Origin of the sequence: Nocardia sp. CY41 (assembly GCF_009829325.1) — a bacterium.
Classification (GTDB): domain Bacteria; phylum Actinomycetota; class Actinomycetes; order Mycobacteriales; family Mycobacteriaceae; genus Nocardia.
In genome coordinates, this window is sequence record NZ_VUOS01000014.1 from 40731 (window position 1) to 58672 (window position 17942).

A 17942-nucleotide genomic window follows, 5' to 3' on the forward strand; every position below is an offset into this window, starting at 1 on the left:
CCTCCCCCACCAGGAGGCACTTCCAGGGTGCGCCGATTCTGCGCAAGCCGCGCGACCCGTTCCCGGAATGTGCACAACTCCGCTGAATGTGAAAAACAAGCTTTCACCTCGTCCGGTCAGAGCACCGCCACGTCGGTATTCGCTCCGCACAGGACGATCACCGGTCGCTCATCCGGCGCGGGAACGTAGGCGCCGCTGTGCACGGCCGCCAGCGCCGCGGCGCCCGCCATTTCGACCAGGATGCGGAATTCGCGCCACAGATACTCCCGCGCCGCGGTGATCGCGTCGTCGCTCACCAGCAGCGACCGCACGTCGTGCCTGCGAGCGACGTCGAGGGCGATGTCACCGAGCCGCGTCGGCCCCAGGGTGTCGACGGTGACTCCGGACCCGACGATGTCGACGGGACGATCCGCCGCCAGCGCCGCACGCAGGACCGCCGAGCCCTCGGGCTCGATTCCGATCACCTGCTGACGGCGCCCGACCGCGGCCGCGATCCCGGCGATCAGTCCGCCGCCGCCCACCGCGGCCAGCACCGGCGGACGCCCGCGCACCTGCTCTTCGAGTTCCAGCCCGACGACGCCGATGCCCGCGACCACCGCGGGCAGGTCGTAGCCGTGCAGCAACAGCGCGCCGCGTTCGGTGGCCAGTTCCGTCGCGTGCGCCAAGGCCTCGGCGTAGGTGGTGCCGTGCCACAGCACTTCGGCGCCGTGCGACCACATCGCGGCGACCTTCGTGTGCGGCGCCGTCTCCGGGACGACGACCGTGCAGGTCTTGTCCAGCCGTGCCGCGGCCAGCGCGGCCGCGATGCCCGCGTTGCCGCCGGAGGCGATCACCACCTGATCGATGCCGTCGCCCGACTCCAGCAACGCGTTGAGGCTGCCGCGCACCTTGAACGTCCCGCCGTGCTGAAGGTGCTCGAGTTTCATCGTCACCGGCACCGGGCCCGACGGGCTCGCCACGGACGTGTGGAAGACGGGCGTCTTGCGGATCCGGCCCGCCAGCCGCTTGCGTGCGGATCGCACGTGCGACCGTTCCACCCGCCCGGCCGGTCTGTGTGGGGAGACCGTGGTGGCGCGTTCACTCACTTACGCACTTCTCCATCTCGCTTGGCCAGCTCGGCGAACATCGCGTTGTGTGCGGCGAGAGCGGCGTCGTTGTCGCGTTCGGCAGCGCGGTCGGTGCGCCGCGCGAGCCGCTGATCGCTGCGCGACCATTGGATCAGCAACGCCAGCATCACCACCACCAGGGGCACTTCACCGCTCGCCCAGGCGAGGCTGCCGCCGGTGCGCTGGTCGCCGAGCAGATCGCCGTTCCAGCCGAGACCGAGACCGCGGTAGAACCAGCCGCCGAGCACCGTGGTCATGCTCATCAGCGCGATGCCGAAGAACGCGTGGAACGGCAGTGAGCCGAACACCATGGCGAGCTTGGTCAGCGGCTCCACCTGCCTCGGCTTGGGATCGATGCCGATCACCACCCAATAGAACAGGTAGCCGCTGAGCAGGAAGTGCAGGTTCATCAGCAGGTGCGCGGCATGCGAGTCGGCGTAGGCGTCGAAGATGCCGCCCAAGTACAGCGCGTAGAACCCGCCGACGAAGATCGCCGAGGCCACGATCGGGTGGGTCAGGAAACGCGACACCGGGTTGTGCACCGCGGCGAGCAGCCATTCCCGCGGACCGGGCACGCCGCCGCGTCCCGCCGGGGGCAGCGCGCGCAGCGCCAGCGTCACCGCGCCACCCAGCGCGAACAGGATCGGCGCGAGCATCGACAACGCCATGTGCGCCCCCATGTGCACGCTGAACATCGCGGGCGAGTACCGGCCGACACCGGAGGAGGTCGCGACGAGCAGCACCACACAGCCGGACAGCCAGGCGAGCGTCCGCCCGGCCGGCCACACGTCACCCCGTGCGCGCAGCCGCCGCACGCCGAGCAGATACAGCACCGCGAGGACGATCGACAACGTGCCGAAGATCAGATCGAACCGCCAGTCGAACAGCAGGCGGGCCGAGTTGGGGGGCCCGGCCAGGTCGTAGCCCAGTTCCACCTCGACGGGAGTCGGGACGGAGTCCGGCGGTGGCGGCGGCGTGCGGCCGAGCCCCACCGCGAGGCCGATGGTCGCGGCGAAGATCAGCACCTCGACGCCCGCGTACCGGATCAGCGCCCTGCGGTCGCCGGGATCGGCCGCCAGAGCGGGCAGCGCGGCGCGGCGCTGCAGATAACCGAACACGCCGAGCACCGCCAAGGCCGCGGCTTTGGCCAGCACCAACCTGCCGTAGGTGGTGGTGAACAGCTCGTCCAGCGGCACCCGGACCCAGGAGTTGATCACGCCGCTGACGGCGATCACGGCGAACGCGACCGTGGCGGTCAGCGAGAAACGCCGCGCCGCCACGTCGGTGTAGGCGCCCCCGCGCACGGCGTGCGCCAGCACCGCGAACAAGCCGCCGACCCAGACGGCGGAGGAGACCAGGTGCAGGATCAGGCTGTTGGTCGCCACGTCGTGCGACCCGCCCGAGGAGGAATGGCCGGTCAGCGCCAGCGGCATCATGGTGGCGATCGCGGCGCCGAGCAGGACCGGCGTCCAGCCCCAGCGCAGGGCGAGCCGGCAACCGACCGCGACGATCAGGGCGAGGACGACGGTCGTCCGCCAGGCCCCGGCCAGCTCGATCTGACCGATCGCCCGCCACAGACCGTCCGGCCGCAGCACCTCCCCCACCGGCTGCCCCGTGGTGTCCGAAACAGTCAGCGGCACCAGCAGCGCCGCGCAGCACGCCCACAGCACCGCGAAGTCGGACGCCCGGCGCACCGCGCGATACCCGCCGACGTCCAGCAGCCCGTTGCGCTGCGGTGGGACGAGAAAGGCCGCGAACAGCAGCGCACCGACCGTCAGCGCCGCCGACAGATCGGCGAGCGCCCGGATGGCGGGCAGGCCGTAGGTGGTCGGCGCGCCCGGGTCGGGGATGCCGAGCAGACTCAGCGCCTGCGCCGCCGACAGCCCTACCACCAGCGCCGCGACCACCGCCGCAATGGCGCCGGCCAGCGCGGTGACCGTCGCGACCGTCGCCCCGGACCGGGCAGCCTCGGCTCGGGGAGCGGCGGACGAGGTGGGGACGGACGACATACGACTGAGCGTAGTTCGGCGAGTATTCCGTGGCCCGGTCGGGTTTGTACCGATATCCTGGCCGCGGATCACCACCGGCGCGTCACCTACTGTCTCGGGATGGCTGAAACGTTGCTAACGCTGAGAACCCGGCTACCTGGACGGTCGCTATAATCGACCCGCTGGACAGCACGGCCAATGTCGGCCATCGTGGAACCCGCTGCCTCCGTAGCTCAGTTGGATAGAGCAAGGGCCTTCTAATCCCTAGGTCGCAGGTTCGATTCCTGCCGGGGGCGCTGGTCAGGGACCGTTTCTACTGCGGTCCCTGACACTCCATCCATCGGATATCCATCGCTTATGAGGACAAGGCGTCTAGTACGTCAACCACTTCCTTATGTATCCGCCCGCGACCGAAATAAACATCCTGTGTCATCGAGACATGTCGGTGCCCCAGTTGGTCGGCGCCGACACGGGCCGACAGCGCCGCGTCATCGAGCAGCGTCGCCAGGGCCTTGCGGAAACTGTGGCTCGACACATCCGGCACGCCGAGTCGTTCGCGCACCTTGGCCCACTGCTGGTTGAAGTTGTCCGGGTCACGTAGCGTCCCGGCCGAACTGGGGAAGATCACCCCGTCTTTGCTGGGGTGCGGTTCTGTGCGACGGCGCTTCAGCATCTCCATGACGAACTTCGGCAGGATGATGTCACGGTTCCCGGCATCGGTCTTGGCGAAGCTCTCGCGAATGAGCCCACCGCCGCGCTTGCGCACGACCTTGCCGCAGATGGACGCGACGGAGGTTGCTTCGTCGATGTCGCACCAGCGCAGGCCGAGTAGTTCGCCGCGGCGCATCCCCGTGCCGATGAGCATCATGATCGGGTCGGCAAGGTCGGCCGTCCGGCAGTAGTCGGCAACCGTCCGCTTACCCCTCCACTGCACGGCGCTGGTCCGCAGATCCGCGAGGAGCTGCGCGAGCTGTTCGGCGGTGATCGACGGCGCGCCCTTCGGTGGCGCCTTGCGCTCGAGCCGCGACGTGCTGTCGATCGGGTTGACCGCAAGCACGTCGGCGACGACCGCAAGTTGCAGAGCACCGCGCAGCACCGTCCGGGCTTGCTTGGCGGTGGCATAGCCGTGCCGGTCGCAGATGGCTTGAATCGCCTTGTCCATCCGCCCGGCGGTTGCCTCGCGGGTGCGCACAGACCCGGCGCGCGGTTCGATCGCCTTCACCGCATCGCGGTAGGTGTCGATCGTGCGGGTTGCCCTCCCCTTGTTCACCAGGTTCTCAATGTGCTTGGCGCACAACACCGAGACGGGCGTCTCCCCTGTAATCTCGTCATCTCCGGCGCCCGCTCGGCGTTCTTCCAGCGCGAGCAGGAGCACATCCTCGGCGAGCTGTCCGCGCTGGTCGTACTTGCCTTCGGGCGATTGACGCTCCACGATCCGCGTCACGCCGTCGCCATCGCGGAACCGGCAGCGCGCGACCCATACCCCGCCCCCGAGACTCGTTCGCTTGATCTTGCCGTGGGTGCCGATGCGCAGCGGCGGTCTACCGGCCATTGTCATTCACCGATCCGGCGGTGCTCGTCTACCAGAATGCCCCGACGCCGTGCAGTGGATATCCATCGCGACGTGGTCGGCTTCGGGATGCCGTATCGCTTGAGCAATTCGGCGTTCGGGCTGAGGCCTGATGCCATACAGAAGGCATAGACGCGCGTGATGTCCTCGAGCGCGTCTGGTGTCGGCCCATTCTTTGCGAAATCATCTGCGGGCCAATCGAACCCAGTTGACATAAGGCTGTATCCCCCGCCGGGCTTGCGCTCCGTGATGAGGCCGAACTCGTCGGCGGCAGCAGCGACGATCCGTGCGACCGGGATGCGCCGGATGTTGTCGAGTGTGACTGGCGGCCCGTCTGGCAGTTGCTCGGCGCTCAGCTTCGTGCACACGAGCCGCCCATCCTGGATGTCCAGGCGCATTTCGACCTTCACCTCCCATGGATCCTCATCGTCCGGTTTGGGCTGGGCCACCACCGTGGCCGGCGCGGCCGCGAACAGGCGGCCCCCATACAGCAGCCATCCCTGATCGGTCGAACTTGTCGAGTACGCAGGCATGAGCCGAGTCTCCCACATTTCCGAAACGTTCCGGAAGACCGTCTTGACATCACATCCGATCCCTGCTGATACTTGACACATCTTTACGACACGGTTTGAAAAACCGTTCCGATTACAGAAGGAGGTCCCCGTGGACGCACTCGCGTCGGATGCGCAAGTCCGATGGCTTACCCGGGCTGAGGTCGCCCAGATGTTCGGCGTGCCCGTCAAGACGGTCGCCGAATGGGCCAGCAAGGGCACCGGTCCGGACTTCTACAAGATCGGCCGATACGCCCGCTACAAGCTCAGCGATTGCCTGACCTGGGCTGAGTCCCAGAAGGCCGTTGCCTAATGGCTGAGCCGCCGCCCCGAAACGGAAACGGCCCGGGAGCTGCGCCTACAGCTCACCGGGCCGACGAAATCACCACCCCAACCAAGGAAGTGTTTCAGTTGGACACGATACCAACCCCTACCAGCCCCTCGCAGCTCGACGGCTACGCCCAGCGGGTTGCCGCCCGCATCCGCGCTCTCATCGACGAGAGCGGCAAGGACGTCGAGCAGATCGCCGCGGAGACCGGCATCAAGCCGGGCAAGCTCCGCGACTACATCGACGGCCGCAAGCCCTGGCAGATCACGGCCGTAGAACTCGTGTGCCGCCGCTCGCTCCACATCAACGGCTGGTCGGTCCTGGTGGACAAGGCCGAGCGGGCGGCATCCGCCACCCCGAACGACAGCATGACCGACCTGATCCTCTGGCTGATCCGCAACTACGACGACCGCGTGCCCCCCTCGGCAGTCATCGACTTCGTGGTAGCCAACCGGGACGAACCGGCCGATCGGCAGTGGGCGCTGCTCACCGTCGAGTGCGACCGGATCGCCGTCGGGCACCAGGGCAAGGAGACGGCCCGATGACCGCCGCTGCGTCCGTCCTCGACGCCGCAGCGGTCCTCGGCATCATCTTCGCCGCACCGATCGGCACTGTCGACCCGCGCGGGAAATGGCTCGGTGTGGGCTCGGTCATCGTCGCCGACAGCGGCGTGGTGAAAGCCGTTCCCCGCCACGGGATCGACCATCACGGCGAGCGCTGCTTGCTCGCCTACGCAGTGCAGGCCGCGATGCACGGGCCGGACAAGGACAGCGGCACGTGGATCTACCACCCCCGGTTGGGCTGGGCGACAGACGTCCGAGTCCGCCGCTACGGGTTCGGCAACGTCAACCACGCCGCAGCCGAGTGCGAGGGGGTGCGCTGATGACACACCCTCACGTGGCCCCGTCGCTCGGTAGGCCCATCACCTGCCCGGCCGACGCCCGGGAGCTGTGGCGCAAGCACTTCGGCGCCCATCCCGTCCCGGCCACCAACCCGCGCGTACCGCGGACCACCGAGCAGGCATGGCGGGAACATGCCCGCCGCGCCCAGCTCGAAGCCGCTCGCGCTCGTCTCGCCTCCGCGAACGAACTGCCCTGGCCCGACGCCGAGTCCGCATGGCTCGACGCCTTCCGCCTGGCCCGCGCCGTGTTCGTCGACGAGACGCCCTAGACCCCGAAAGGAACCTCATGGAAGACATCGACCTGGCGCTGATCGTCAACGACGATGGCACACCGCGCGGCGTCCTCGACGTCTCGCAAATCCAAAGCGCGGCAACGGTGATGATGTACGAGTACGCCGTTGCGGCAGGCGACGACGACGCAACCGATCGCGTCGGCATCGAATGGGCGCAGATCCTCCCGCCGGACGAACTCGGCTACACCACGGCCGCCGCTCTGTCGCTGCTCGCGCGGAACGTGTTGGGGCCGCTGTTGCAGGTGCTCGACGCGGTCTCGCCTGAGCTTGGGGCGGACCTACGGGCCAAGCTCGTCGAGTCCCGCGACTACGCGCAGGCCACCCTCGGCGGTGGCCGTTGACCAACAACAACGAAACCCAGGGCGCGGCCGCATCGGCCGCGCCTTCGGGCGTTCTCCCCGAACCGACCGCGCATTGCCGCGGGCACAACCTGTTCATGCCGACGTGCCAGAAGTGCAAGGCGGCATCCCGGCGGCAGATCGAGCGTCGGCGCACTGCCGTTCATGCCCGAGACGGCCGGACCCCGACCGAGCGGTCCCAGGCCGTTCAGGACATGACCGCAGAACTCATCGCGCAGATTCAGGACGAAGACGGATCGGCCGGAGACGAACCACCACCCGAAGAAGCCGAAGTGGTCCCTTCCACCCCGCGCAGTCTGCTGGATTCGATGTTCAACGGCACATGGCTGGACGCGCAAGAATTTCCGCCGCTGGAATGGCTGGTCGAAGGCGTCGTCTCGGAAGGATTCGGCCTGCTCGTCGGTGCACCGAAGGCGGGAAAGTCCTGGATGGCCGGCGGGCTCGCGCTCGCATGTTCCTCCGGCGGATATGCGCTCGGCAAAATCCCCGTGAAGCAGCGCCCCGTGTTCTACCTCGCGCTCGAGGACGGCCCGCGCCGCTTGCAATCGCGGTTTCGGACCATGGCCGACGGCGGACCTCTTCCCGCCGAAGTTCACTTCATGGTCACAGCCCGCCCAAACGAGGTACCCGGAATTATCGCCGAGTACCTCCACCTGTTCGGCCACCGCAAGCCGCTGATCATCCTCGACACGCTCGGCAAGGTGAAGCCTCCCAAGCTGGCCGGGCAGGAGTCCTACAGCGCCGACTACGCCATGGGATCAAGGCTGAAGGACCTCACCGATTCGTCCCCAGGGTCATGTCTGCTCGCGGTGCACCACACCCGCAAGGCGGAAAGTACGGATTTCGTCGATGCGGTGAGCGGCACTCAGGGCATCGCGGGATCGGCCGATTTCGTGCTCGTGCTCAGTCGCAAGCGCAAGGAAGACCGCGCTGTATTGGCTGTGACGGGCCGCGACGTACCCGAGAACGAATATGCGTTGGTCGCCGACGGCGGGCGCTGGTTCCTCGACGGTATGGACCTGATGGACTCCGCTGCCACGGTGGAGCGCCGCAGGGAGGCAGGCAATCTCGGGGACCGAACCATGGACATCTTCCAGTACGTGATGGACCACGGGCCGACCACACCCGCGGTCGTCGCGGAAGCGCTGTCGATGGACAACAAGCTGGTCGGCAACAAGCTCTCGCAGCTGTACGAGTCGGGCCGGATCGCGCGGCCGAAGCGTGGAACTTACGAACGGATTCGCACCACTGGTGAAAGTGGTGAAAGTGGTGAAACGGATGCATAGCAGCAGGTCAGGTGGGGTTCGAGATTTCACCACCGTTTCACCGGTCCCGCCGTTTCACCACCTGACCCGTTTCACCGGTCGTTTCACCATCGTTTCATCCGCCCAAAGCCATGACCTGCGCTTTCACCACTTTCACCAGTTTCACCAGTGCTCCTGAAAGGAACCACCCCGTGACCACTCTCGACTTCTCCGTCAATCCGAAACGGCCGCGCGATCCGAAGTCCGGCGAGTACTACTACCGCATCGAACTGGCCGACGGCAGGGAACTGCTCGTCGTCGCCGAGGACGTGCTGACCGTCGACGGCTGCCTCCGCTGCGAGACCGACGGATCGACCACCCTCGCCCTCCCTGCCGGTTCGTGGGTCTCGGTCTACATGTGCGAAGCGTTCCACGCCTACGACCCGTGGTCCATCCTCCACCTCGAGGCGCCCACCAGGGGCGATGTCGCATGACCGCAACCATCGAGCGGATAGCAGGCGAGGACGCCATCGTGTGGCTCGACAACCTCGAGCGCTACGACTACGTCCGCGAATCCCTCAATCACTGGGTGCCCCGCCGCGGCGGCCGCATCCGCTGGCCTCACGGTCGCCTCGTCGGCTACGCCGAACTACGGCGAGACGCTGCCCCATGGATGGCCGCCGACAGCCTCGGACCGGCAGCCTTCGCCCGCCGCGTGTTCTGGGTCAAGGAATACGACCGCAGCGAACAACCCAACGACATCTACGCAGTCGGTTGCCCGATCGAAGCGGTCGACCCTCGCACCGTCGCCCCGGGCGTCCTCGGTGACAAGACAACTCGCGCTTGGGGCTGCACATGTTTCGACGCATCGCATCCGTTCCCCGGACGCTGCCACGACTGCCACACCAGACGCGTGACCACCCTCCGCACCGGAATCGCCGTCAAGGGACATCACCCCACGAGAAAGGCGTGAAATGACCAATCCGCAGGCACACCTGTGCTCGTCGGTGAAGCGCATCATCCGGAGCGCCGACGCATGAACCTCTCCGACACCGAAGTTCTGGCCGCCTACTACGCGCTGCGCGACGTCATCCGAACCCGTCGACTCTATGGCGTCGCGATCCCCAGCGAAGTTCAACGCCTCTACGACCGGATAGACCGTGTCATCCGAGGGGACGTCGACCAGGACGACACCCCCCGCGACGACATCACCGACACCGAGTGCGGCACAGCCGAAGCCGCGGTCATCCTCGGCTACTCCGAACGCTACGTCCGCATGATCGCCGCCAGCCTCGACGGCATCCGCGTAGGCCGCACCTGGATCTTCAACCGGCGCACCGTGCAGGAGTACGCCGACGCTCGCCCCGCCGCCTGACCGTTCCGGATGCGGAAGGGCACGCCCCCACTGTCCGCGCACACTGAAGGCGCAGTGATCTTGGGGCAACGAGTCACTGTCGGAAAGCGAAGGGCGGACCGCCCGGACGAAGGGATGCGTCCAGCGGTCCGCCCTTTCGCATTGAGCCACAAAGGAGAGCGGAACGGACATGGCAACACCCTCGGAACTTCTCTCGGACGCGGTAGTCAGCTACCTGTCCGCGCTCGACCAACGCGACTTCGACGCCCTCGTGGCGCAAGCACGGCCGCCGGCCGAAACCCCCGCGGCCGCACTCGGCTACGTCGCCAACGACACCGACCCCCACCTGCCGCGCACCACCCGACGCGCCACCGTCGCCGACGCGAAGGCCGAAGCCGCACGACGCCACACCAGCCGCCAGGAGGCCAACCGATGACCATGCGCGACACCGTGCCCGCCCTCGGCCACATCCGCCGGATGCGCGAAAACCCCGCCCTCAATGCCGCGTTCGCCGCCCTCGGCGCGGACGACGAATACACGCGCGCGTTCCGCGTCGCCGAGCAAGCCGAGCAGCGACTCCGCGCGCTCACACCCGCCCCCAACTACAGCGACGCGGTCGCCGACATCCTCGACGCCGGACAGCTCCCCGCCGACTTCGGCGAATGGCTGCGCGAGCACAACACCGCCCAGGGCCGCTACGACGCCGAACGCCAAGCGCTCACCAACCTGCGCACCGACGCCGCCGCCCGGTGCTGGGCCATCCTCACCGCCAACCCCGGGCGCCTGCTCACCAACCTGCACCAGCAACTCACCGCGCTCATCGACCAGGCCAGCGCATCCGCCGCGGTACTGGGCGACATCACCGACGCCGAAGACATCGTCCGCGCCGGCCATGACGCCGTCCAAGCCTTCGGCGCCCTCGACCAGGCTCACGGCAAATACATCGAGATCCGCAGCGCACAGCAGAAGGTCATGCGCGAATGCGTCGACGACATCCTCGTCCGCAACTGCCGCTCCGACCAGTGCAACGACAAGGCCGCAACGGACGCCTACTTCGCCAACCTCGATGAGCTGTATCCCGGATGGCGACGCCGCCCCGGCCAGCCTGACCGGCAGTACCTCGGCGCCGGACCTGACCCGCGTGACGGTGTGCCCTGGCCGCAGGACGGCCCGATGCAACTGGCCTGGTTCATCAACCACGGTGCCGAGTTCTGGGTACCCACACCCGCACAGCTCGAGGAGCTGCACAAGCAGCGGCGTGAACGGAACTACGCGATCGAACGGGAACGCACAGCCCCCGACTACGTGCGCGATCGGATGCGCAAAGAGCGCGAGACCGGCGAGCAGGCCAAGCGGCCACGGCCCGGACCCGAACAGCTGCGGCGAGCCAACGTGCAACGCCGCATGTCCACACCCGGACTCGTCGGATGAGCGGGCAGCACATGCCAGCAGCCCAGGTCACCCAGCCTGCCGACGTCGACAACCTGACCGGCGCGGCCAGCGACCAGGCCCCCAAGGCCCTCCCCCCGGCGCCAGCCCCGTACTGGGGCGTTCTGCGAACTTCCATCTCCGCATGCATTCGATAGATCCCGGGGTGTTCCCGGGTGTCCGGTCAGGAGGTAGTACCCATGCGTCACAGCAGTGAGGCGCGAAAGATGCTGCGTGCTCTGGACGCTGAGCTGTCGGAGGTTTCCCGCCGCCTGGGGCAGCCCGTGGAATGGTCGGAGCGGGATCGGGCCGTTTTGGAGCTGATCGCGTCCAATATCGACCGGAAAGCCGACCTTTCCGACCGGTATTCCGAAGCCGAGGACACTAAGACTCGGGTCAAGCTGTCCGCGGAGTTGCGGTTGCTCGAGGCGGCGTTGGCGCGGCTGCTCAAGCAGATCGACCCGGAGCCTGCCGTCACGTCTCCGCGGTCGGCGCAGGCATCACGTGCGGCTCGGGCTCGGTGGGAGCGGCACCGTGCCTAAGTTCGTGCGCGCAGCGATGGCGCCTTCCGGTTTGTATCGGTGGATCGGCCAGCAATTGGAGTCCGCTTACGCGGCGGCGGACCCGCGTAGCGCGGCCCTCGACCACCCCGGCCGCGCGATGGTCGCCGAGATTCCCCGACCTGTACCCGAGCAGGTGCGCCGATTCCGTGAACGCCTGCCGCTGACGGTTCCGGCGTGGCTGTTGGACGGGCACAGCGCATACGCGGCCGGATTCGCCGGAGTGATCCCGAAGGATCGCGCGGTGCGGGCGGTGGCCTACACGGTCGGCCCTGACGACGTGATTACCAGCGCCGAGGACTGCACGACTAGAGGGCCTGGGCAGATTTTGAAGGGAGATACCCCCGCATGACAGCTCCAGGTCAAGCGTTCGAACTCGGCGTCGGCTATCTGTCGATCCTGGGAGAGACCGACAAGCTAGCCCGCTCCGTCTATGGGGCGATTCGGGATGCGCAGCGGTATGCGGACCGGCATCCGATCAGCATCAAAGCGGATATCGACGTCTCGCATATCGCCGGAATCAACGTCGACGTGATGCCCGACTTCAGCCAGTTCGGCGACCGCATGTCGGTCGGGTTGGCGCTCGAGCAGGCGCGCCACAACTGGACGGTCGGCGTGGGTGTCGATGTCGACACCGCGGGCGCCCTGGGCGCGATGGCGGGATTGCACGCGCAGTTGCAGGCGATGGCGACGCCGATCCGCCAAGAGGTCAACGTCGATGTCGACCGCGATGCGTCGTCTTCGGTGCGGGCTCTCACGTCCGGACTGGGTTCGATCGGCACGGTCGCCGGAGGCGCTTCCGCCGCGGCCGCGGGTATCGCGGCGATCGGTGGTGCGGCGGGTGCTGCGCTGGGGGCGGTCGGGGCGCTCGGTGTCGGGCTGGCCAGCCTGGGCCCTGCCGCGGCCGCCGGCATCGCAACCGCCGTCGTCGGGATGCAGGGCATGGGGGATGCGTTCAAGGCGCTCTCCGCGGCGGAGGACGCAGCAGGCCAGGACGGCGCCGCGCAGGCGAAGGCTGTAGCCGCGGCGAATGATCAGCTGGAGTCCGCGATCGAAGGCGTCACTACCGCGCAACGGTCGCAGGCCGACGCAGTCAAGGACGCCGAGGACGCGCACAAGGACATTGCCCGCGCCTACAAGGACGCCGCCGACGAACTGGAGGACTACCAGTTCAAGCTGAAGGATGCCGCCCTTTCCGAGCAGGAGGCGGCGCTCGCGGTCCGGGAGGCCCGCGACGAACTGGCGAAGGCCAAGCCTGAGGACCGGGAGAAGGCGTTGCTGCGGTTGCAGCGCGCCGAACTGCGGTATGCCGAGTCGGCGGAACGTAACCGCGACGTCCAAGAGGAAGCCAACGACGCTCAGGCGAAGGGTCTCGAGGGCAGCGACAAGGTCGTTTCCGCGAAGGAGAAAGCCGCCAAGGCGGACGAGCGGGTCGCCGAAGCCGACCGCCAAGTGCAGAAGGCACACGAGCAGGTCGCGAAAGCGCAGCAGGGCGTCACCGACGCGATGAACTCCGGTTCCTCCGCCCAGGACAAGGCCGCTCAAGCACTGGCGAAGCTCAGCCCGAACGCACGCGAGTTCGTGTTGGCTACACGGGATCTGATCCCGATGTGGCAGGACTTGCGCACCGCCACTCAGGACGCGCTGTTCGATGACGCGGCCAAGGGCATTACCGAACTCGCTCAGGCGGCCATGCCGACCCTGAAGGCGGGCATGGTCGACGTCGCGTCCTCCATGAATGGATTGACCAAGCAGTTCGCTGCGTTCTGGGCGGCACCGGAAAACCTCGAAGGCGTCCGGGCGGCATTCGCCGGCACCAAAGGCTTCATTGATGGCCTAGGTCCCGGACTGCAGCAAGCCACGCAAGGCTTCCTGTCGCTGGGGCAGGCATTCGAACCGGTCGCCAACCAGATCGGCGCGCAGCTGGGGAACATGCTCGGGCAGGTCGGGCAGGCGTTCGCCACGGCATTCGAAAACGGGCAGCTCACGCAGCTCATCGGCAACTTCGGCAACATCCTGCAAGGACTGGGTGAGGGACTGAACCCGGTGATCCAGGGCCTCATCGAGATGGGCAACATCGTTGGGCCGACGTTGGGGCCGCTGTTCAAATCGCTCGGGGAGTCGATCGGCTCTATCGCGCCGTCGCTCGGTCGTCTCGGTGGGACGTTCGCCGAGACGCTGACGGCGTTGCTGCCGGACATCGCGAAGCTCATCGACGCCTTCGCTACCGGTCTCGAACCGGTGCTACCGGTGATCGGCGATCTACTGCAATCGCTGTCGACGGCCATCATGCCGCTGATCGAGCCATTGAGCGAAGTAGCGCAGATCGTCGGAACTGCACTGTCGCAGGCGATTACCGCGCTGGCACCGGCTATCGGCCCAATCGGCGACGCGTTCGCGTCTCTGGTGAAAGCGGTGGCGCCGATCCTGCCGGTGCTCGCCGATGTCGTCTCCGGCCTGATCCAGGCACTCGCCCCCGCGCTGACGACGATCTTCGACGCCCTCGGTCCGGTCATCAAGCAGTGGGCGGACCTGCTGATGCCGGCGTTCCGAGACTTGCAGCCGGTCCTCGCCGATGTGGCGAAGATACTCGGTGACGCGCTCGCCGACGCGCTGGTTCAGATTTCCCCGCACATCCCCGACATGGCGAAGGCGTTCACCGACCTGATGAACGCCTTCACTCCGCTGTTGCCGGAACTGGCTCGGCTGGTCGCCGATCTGCTGCCGCCCATGCTGGATCTTTTCATCTCGATCCTGCCGCAGGTCGTGAAGCTCACCGAGGCGTTCACGTGGCTGGCGAACAACGTGATCACCCCGGTTCTGATCCCCGCGATCCGAGGACTGTCGGAGTACCTGACCGACCAACTGAACAACGCCACGAAGGCGATCACTACCGCCCGGGATTTCTGGGGCGGTGCGCTGAAGGCCATGGGTACGGCGTTCTCCACGCTCGGCGACGCAGCCGGGCGGGTGTGGGACGGTGTGGTCAGCAACATCGCCAAGGGCGTGAAGGTCATCGGCGAATTGCTGCTCACGGTCGCTCGCTCGCCTATCCCGTTCCCCGGCCAGGGCGATGCCCGCAACTACGGTGAACAACTCGTCGGATGGGCGAACGCGCACATGGCCGCGGGTGGGCTGCTGCGCGGACCTGGCACGGGCACGAGTGATTCGATGCTGATCGCGGCGAGCACCGGTGAATACATCGTCAACGCCGGGGCGACGGCCGCGAATCTGCCGCTGCTCGAGGCGATCAATTCCGGGTGGGTGCCGACTGCGGATTTCCTGCACGGCATGATCCCCGGTTTCGCCGAAGGCGGCTTGGTCCCGGGCAAGAAGTTCGCGCAGAGCATGGATTCCGCGACCTATTTGATGGGCGGCTACAGCAAGACCGCGATCGACTGCTCCGGTCTCGTCTCCGCCGTGGTGAACGACGCACTGGGGTTGGATCCGTTCTCGCCGCGCATGAGCACCGTGAACGAAGGCGCATGGCTGGCGGCGAAGGGCGCGAAACCTGGTCTCGGCCCGGACGGTTCGATCCGGATCGGCTGGTTCGATCACGGGGGCGGTGCCAACGGACATACGGCCATGACGTTGTCGGACGGGACGAACGTCGAGAGCAACAGCAGTGACGGTGTGATCCTCGGCGGCCCAGTGGGCGCGAACCATCGCATGTTCGACAAGCAGATGCACATTCCGCCGGAGTTGCTGCGCGGCGGTGACCTCGGCGCGTCCACGGGCACGGGTGCGGTCCAGGGTGGTCGGCCAGGCAAGCTCGGCGGTGGCGCTGGTGGCAGCGGTGCTGGTGGTTCGCGCGCATCGGGTGCGGGTGCCGGTGGCGCGTCGGGTACTGAAGCCGACACCGCGGGCGCTACACCGGTGTTCGTCACGAACTGGCCGCCGCAACTGGCTGTTGGCTCGCCGGCCGCCGCGGGACTGGCCCCCGGCGAGCTGTCCAAGACGACTTATGGTCCGGGCACCACCACGCAGCCCGCCGCAGTGACGCCGAACGCAGGCGCCGACAGCAAGCACCCCCTTGCGGGCCTGCCCATCCCAGGCGCGGACAAGCTGTTCAACGGTCCGGCACCTTGGTACCTGGCATCTTCGCCGGAGCAAGCGCTCGCGAACCTGGGCAGCCAGGCGGGGAGCTTGGCGCAACGGACGAACAACGGTCTCGCATCTCTGTTGCAGAACAACTGGAAAGAGATGCTCAACACCGGATTGGCGGTAGCGGGCATGGGCGCTGGCGGCGGTGGTGGTCCGCAGATGGTCGTCAACGCCAGCGGTATGGACCCCAACAGCGTCGGCACCGCAGTAGAGCGGGTCTGGCGTAGGCGGACCCTGGCGAACCAGCGCGGAGGAGGGTTCGGCCGGTAGCCCATCCCGGACACGAAAGAGGGGTACTCGAAGCCGAGTACCCCTCTTGTCGTCACGTGACGTAAACGGTTCGCTTGGGACTACCCCTCGCTCGCCCGGTTGTCCGCTGCATCGCCCTGGCCGCGCTCTCGAATCCACCGCTCAGCGGACAGCTTGCGGGGGCATGGCGGTGTGCAGGTGGCGTGGAGCTTCAGCAGTCCGCGCGCGTGCTGCTCGTCGGCAGGCCAATTGCTGTCGTCGCAGTAGTCCTGAATCCAGCTACGCCGCGTGGTCATCGCTTGCCCTCGCTGTCGATGCGATCCATGACCTCACGGAAGGGGACCTGTTCGTCGGGATCGTCGCCCAACTCGAGTAGCCACGGCAGCACCCAGAACAGCAGGATCAACAGACCGCCGACAGCGGCCATGACGATCAGGGTGACTGCAAGGTCTGTGGGCAAGGCTGTACCCCTCGGCGTTGTGGTGTGGTTGGTGACACTCGGCGCCGAGGATTCGGGGGTTCACCCGGCGCCGAGTGCTACAGAAAGTGTGTTGTGCCAGCATCGTTCGGTGAACAGGCTTACCGTTTACTGATGTTCACCGATTCGGGGGTAACAGGCGAACTGCTGCGCGAACTGCGCACGGTCGCTGGTATCGGACTGCGCCGCATGGCCGACCGCACCTGCTTCACGGCCGGCTATCTATCGCTGGTCGAGACCGGGCAGCGGCCAGTCACGGCTGCGGTGCTCGACGCGTACCGTGCGGTGCTCTCGGATCCAGTTCTGGGGCTGGAATCCGTCGACCTCGAGCGGCTCGGCGCGACCGTGGGAGACCCGTCCGCCGCGGGCCGCGCGGGGCTAGAAGACCTCTCGGCCATCCTCGACCGCACGCGGCATCTCGAGGATTCCGTGGGGGCTGCGTCCGTTGTGCAGTTGGTCCGCGGCATGGACGCGACAGCGCGCACTCTGGCACGTCACCGTGCGGGCGGCCCAGCTTCGGCCAGCCTGGCATCCGAGGTCGCGCGCTACCGGGGTTGGCTGGAACATGCCACGCACCGCGGGCATCTCGCAGACCGGGTACTGGGGGACGCCGCGAAGCTCGCCGAGGATGGCGACGACCCGTCACAACTCGCGCACGCGCACAGCTTCCGCGCCTATACCGCGCGCCACAACGGGGAGCTACAGCGCGCCGTCGACCTCACCGAGTCGGCGATAGCAGTTGCACGGGCTCACCCGATTCTCGGCGTGTACGACCGATATCAGCGGGCCGAACTGCTCGCACTCCAGGGCGACCGGCGCCGGGCCGCGCGGGCTCTGCATCACGCCGACACGGCAGCGTCGGCCGCAGAGGGGATCGACCTGCCTTCGTTCGGCTACTGGTACACGCCCGGGTTCTGGGGCTTGGAGCGCGGCATCGTGCTGGCCGCGCTGGGCCGCGCTCCAGAGGCGATACGGGAAGCGGAGGAGGGGTATGCGGCCCTGCCAGAGGGACACAAGGGTGCCGATTGGGCGCGCTCGATGCTCAGCCAGATCGACCCGGAGCTGTGTGTCTGAGCCCCATCGGTTACTCACCGAATATGTGAGAGAGCCGACCGGAACCGCTGAGAATCGGTAGGCGTTACGAAAACGCCAAACCCGTTGCGTAGCAGCATGTTCGCGAATCGTTCGGAACCGACCGGATGCGACATCTTCTAATCCCTAGGTCGCAGGTTCGATTCCTGCCGGGGGCGCAACCACCCCTGTGACCTGCCTATACGATGGGTCACAGGGGTATTACCCACCGAGCGCAATGCTCAAACACCATGCAGCTCAGCCTGTGGACGTTCCGCAGGGACGATCCAGCGAGGGCCGGCCGAAGACTTCGCGAGCGAGTTGCAGCACAACAGGTCGCCGGGAACGATCGACACCT

General features: G+C 67.3%; 21 protein-coding genes and 1 tRNA gene. 16 read left to right on the forward strand and 6 right to left on the reverse strand.

The features are described 5' to 3' along the window. Positions 1-116 precede the first annotated feature (116 nt). Positions 117-1085, reverse strand: a complete 969-nt coding sequence (locus tag GVY64_RS16695) for a serine/threonine dehydratase (protein ID WP_236566880.1) — start codon at positions 1083-1085, stop codon at positions 117-119. Further along, positions 1082-3115 (reverse strand): cytochrome c oxidase assembly protein, encoded by a 2034-nt coding sequence (locus GVY64_RS16700; protein WP_159842377.1) that lies wholly within the window; start codon positions 3113-3115, stop codon positions 1082-1084. Before GVY64_RS16700 ends, GVY64_RS16695 begins: the two co-directional genes overlap by 4 nt. 201 nt (positions 3116-3316) lie before the next feature. Between GVY64_RS16700 and GVY64_RS16705 the strand changes: the two genes are divergently transcribed. After that, positions 3317-3390: transfer RNA gene (locus GVY64_RS16705), tRNA-Arg, on the forward strand. A 59-nt stretch (positions 3391-3449) separates the two neighbouring features. On the opposite strand, the gene GVY64_RS16710 is transcribed toward GVY64_RS16705, so the two are convergent. Both GVY64_RS16710 and GVY64_RS16715 read right to left on the reverse strand, forming a co-directional pair. After that, positions 3450-4652: a site-specific integrase gene (locus GVY64_RS16710; RefSeq protein WP_236566881.1), complete on the reverse strand. Its 1203-nt coding sequence runs from the start codon at positions 4650-4652 to the stop codon at positions 3450-3452. Continuing rightward, a complete protein-coding gene (locus GVY64_RS16715; RefSeq protein ID WP_159842379.1) occupies positions 4649-5197 on the reverse strand; it encodes a hypothetical protein in 549 nt (182 codons plus the stop codon). The genes GVY64_RS16710 and GVY64_RS16715 overlap by 4 nt, the downstream gene beginning before the upstream one ends. A 130-nt stretch (positions 5198-5327) precedes the next feature. Here GVY64_RS16715 and GVY64_RS16720 point away from each other — a divergent pair, with 130 nt between their 5' ends. From GVY64_RS16720 to GVY64_RS16785, 14 genes are all read left to right on the forward strand, one after another. Next, the gene (locus tag GVY64_RS16720; RefSeq protein ID WP_236566882.1) at positions 5328-5528 is read left to right on the forward strand and encodes a helix-turn-helix transcriptional regulator; all 201 of its coding nucleotides are present in this window, start codon (positions 5328-5330) and stop codon (positions 5526-5528) included. A gap of 98 nt (positions 5529-5626) precedes the next feature. Beyond that, positions 5627-6088, forward strand: coding sequence for a hypothetical protein (locus GVY64_RS16725; protein WP_159842381.1), 462 nt, complete (start codon positions 5627-5629; stop codon positions 6086-6088). Beyond that, positions 6085-6426: a hypothetical protein gene (locus GVY64_RS16730; RefSeq protein WP_159842383.1), complete on the forward strand. Its 342-nt coding sequence runs from the start codon at positions 6085-6087 to the stop codon at positions 6424-6426. Before GVY64_RS16725 ends, GVY64_RS16730 begins: the two co-directional genes overlap by 4 nt. Next, positions 6426-6713 carry a hypothetical protein gene (locus tag GVY64_RS16735; RefSeq protein WP_159842385.1) on the forward strand — a complete coding sequence of 96 codons (288 nt, stop codon included), beginning with the start codon at positions 6426-6428 and terminating at the stop codon, positions 6711-6713. Before GVY64_RS16730 ends, GVY64_RS16735 begins: the two co-directional genes overlap by 1 nt. 17 nt (positions 6714-6730) lie before the next feature. Further along, positions 6731-7078, forward strand: a complete 348-nt coding sequence (locus tag GVY64_RS16740) for a hypothetical protein (RefSeq protein WP_159842387.1) — start codon at positions 6731-6733, stop codon at positions 7076-7078. After that, a complete protein-coding gene (locus GVY64_RS16745) occupies positions 7075-8382 on the forward strand; it encodes an AAA family ATPase (RefSeq protein ID WP_236566883.1) in 1308 nt (435 codons plus the stop codon). The genes GVY64_RS16740 and GVY64_RS16745 overlap by 4 nt, the downstream gene beginning before the upstream one ends. 170 nt (positions 8383-8552) lie before the next feature. Continuing rightward, complete coding sequence (locus GVY64_RS16750; RefSeq protein WP_159842389.1) at positions 8553-8834, forward strand: hypothetical protein; 282 nt, start codon at positions 8553-8555, stop codon at positions 8832-8834. After that, positions 8831-9313, forward strand: coding sequence for a DUF6009 family protein (locus GVY64_RS16755; protein WP_201298040.1), 483 nt, complete (start codon positions 8831-8833; stop codon positions 9311-9313). The genes GVY64_RS16750 and GVY64_RS16755 overlap by 4 nt, the downstream gene beginning before the upstream one ends. A gap of 63 nt (positions 9314-9376) precedes the next feature. Then, positions 9377-9715: a hypothetical protein gene (locus tag GVY64_RS16760; RefSeq protein WP_159842391.1), complete on the forward strand. Its 339-nt coding sequence runs from the start codon at positions 9377-9379 to the stop codon at positions 9713-9715. A gap of 169 nt (positions 9716-9884) precedes the next feature. Then, the gene (locus tag GVY64_RS16765; RefSeq protein WP_159842393.1) at positions 9885-10130 is read left to right on the forward strand and encodes a hypothetical protein; all 246 of its coding nucleotides are present in this window, start codon (positions 9885-9887) and stop codon (positions 10128-10130) included. Next, complete coding sequence (locus GVY64_RS16770) at positions 10127-11125, forward strand: hypothetical protein (protein WP_159842395.1); 999 nt, start codon at positions 10127-10129, stop codon at positions 11123-11125. Before GVY64_RS16765 ends, GVY64_RS16770 begins: the two co-directional genes overlap by 4 nt. Before the next feature lie 197 nt (positions 11126-11322). Continuing rightward, positions 11323-11664 (forward strand): hypothetical protein, encoded by a 342-nt coding sequence (locus GVY64_RS16775; protein ID WP_159842397.1) that lies wholly within the window; start codon positions 11323-11325, stop codon positions 11662-11664. Then, positions 11657-12034, forward strand: a complete 378-nt coding sequence (locus tag GVY64_RS16780; RefSeq protein ID WP_159842399.1) for a hypothetical protein — start codon at positions 11657-11659, stop codon at positions 12032-12034. The genes GVY64_RS16775 and GVY64_RS16780 overlap by 8 nt, the downstream gene beginning before the upstream one ends. After that, the gene (locus tag GVY64_RS16785) at positions 12031-16056 is read left to right on the forward strand and encodes a hypothetical protein (protein ID WP_159842401.1); all 4026 of its coding nucleotides are present in this window, start codon (positions 12031-12033) and stop codon (positions 16054-16056) included. Before GVY64_RS16780 ends, GVY64_RS16785 begins: the two co-directional genes overlap by 4 nt. Positions 16057-16136: 80 nt before the next feature. Here the strand turns inward: GVY64_RS16785 and GVY64_RS16790 are convergent, their stop codons facing one another. Together GVY64_RS16790 and GVY64_RS16795 are read right to left on the reverse strand one after the other, a co-directional pair. After that, on the reverse strand, positions 16137-16331 hold the full coding sequence (locus GVY64_RS16790) for a hypothetical protein (protein WP_159842403.1): 195 nt from the start codon (positions 16329-16331) through the stop codon (positions 16137-16139). Next, positions 16328-16495, reverse strand: coding sequence for a hypothetical protein (locus GVY64_RS16795; RefSeq protein ID WP_159842405.1), 168 nt, complete (start codon positions 16493-16495; stop codon positions 16328-16330). The genes GVY64_RS16790 and GVY64_RS16795 overlap by 4 nt, the downstream gene beginning before the upstream one ends. A gap of 132 nt (positions 16496-16627) precedes the next feature. On the opposite strand from GVY64_RS16795, the gene GVY64_RS16800 reads away from it, so the two are divergent. After that, positions 16628-17587 carry a helix-turn-helix domain-containing protein gene (locus GVY64_RS16800; protein ID WP_159842407.1) on the forward strand — a complete coding sequence of 320 codons (960 nt, stop codon included), beginning with the start codon at positions 16628-16630 and terminating at the stop codon, positions 17585-17587. Positions 17588-17942 lie beyond the last annotated feature (355 nt).

Coding starts and splice junctions, on each gene's coding strand:
- GVY64_RS16760 (WP_159842391.1), top strand. CDS start 9,377: ATGAACCTCTCCGACACCGAAGTTCTGGCCGCCTACTACGCGCTGCGC.
- GVY64_RS16730 (WP_159842383.1), top strand. CDS start 6,085: ATGACCGCCGCTGCGTCCGTCCTCGACGCCGCAGCGGTCCTCGGCATC.
- GVY64_RS16785 (WP_159842401.1), top strand. CDS start 12,031: ATGACAGCTCCAGGTCAAGCGTTCGAACTCGGCGTCGGCTATCTGTCG.
- GVY64_RS16735 (WP_159842385.1), top strand. CDS start 6,426: ATGACACACCCTCACGTGGCCCCGTCGCTCGGTAGGCCCATCACCTGC.
- GVY64_RS16800 (WP_159842407.1), top strand. CDS start 16,628: ATGTTCACCGATTCGGGGGTAACAGGCGAACTGCTGCGCGAACTGCGC.
- GVY64_RS16755 (WP_201298040.1), top strand. CDS start 8,831: ATGACCGCAACCATCGAGCGGATAGCAGGCGAGGACGCCATCGTGTGG.
- GVY64_RS16775 (WP_159842397.1), top strand. CDS start 11,323: ATGCGTCACAGCAGTGAGGCGCGAAAGATGCTGCGTGCTCTGGACGCT.
- GVY64_RS16700 (WP_159842377.1), bottom strand. CDS start 3,115: ATGTCGTCCGTCCCCACCTCGTCCGCCGCTCCCCGAGCCGAGGCTGCC.
- GVY64_RS16740 (WP_159842387.1), top strand. CDS start 6,731: ATGGAAGACATCGACCTGGCGCTGATCGTCAACGACGATGGCACACCG.
- GVY64_RS16715 (WP_159842379.1), bottom strand. CDS start 5,197: ATGCCTGCGTACTCGACAAGTTCGACCGATCAGGGATGGCTGCTGTAT.
- GVY64_RS16770 (WP_159842395.1), top strand. CDS start 10,127: ATGACCATGCGCGACACCGTGCCCGCCCTCGGCCACATCCGCCGGATG.
- GVY64_RS16765 (WP_159842393.1), top strand. CDS start 9,885: ATGGCAACACCCTCGGAACTTCTCTCGGACGCGGTAGTCAGCTACCTG.
- GVY64_RS16710 (WP_236566881.1), bottom strand. CDS start 4,652: ATGACAATGGCCGGTAGACCGCCGCTGCGCATCGGCACCCACGGCAAG.
- GVY64_RS16790 (WP_159842403.1), bottom strand. CDS start 16,331: ATGACCACGCGGCGTAGCTGGATTCAGGACTACTGCGACGACAGCAAT.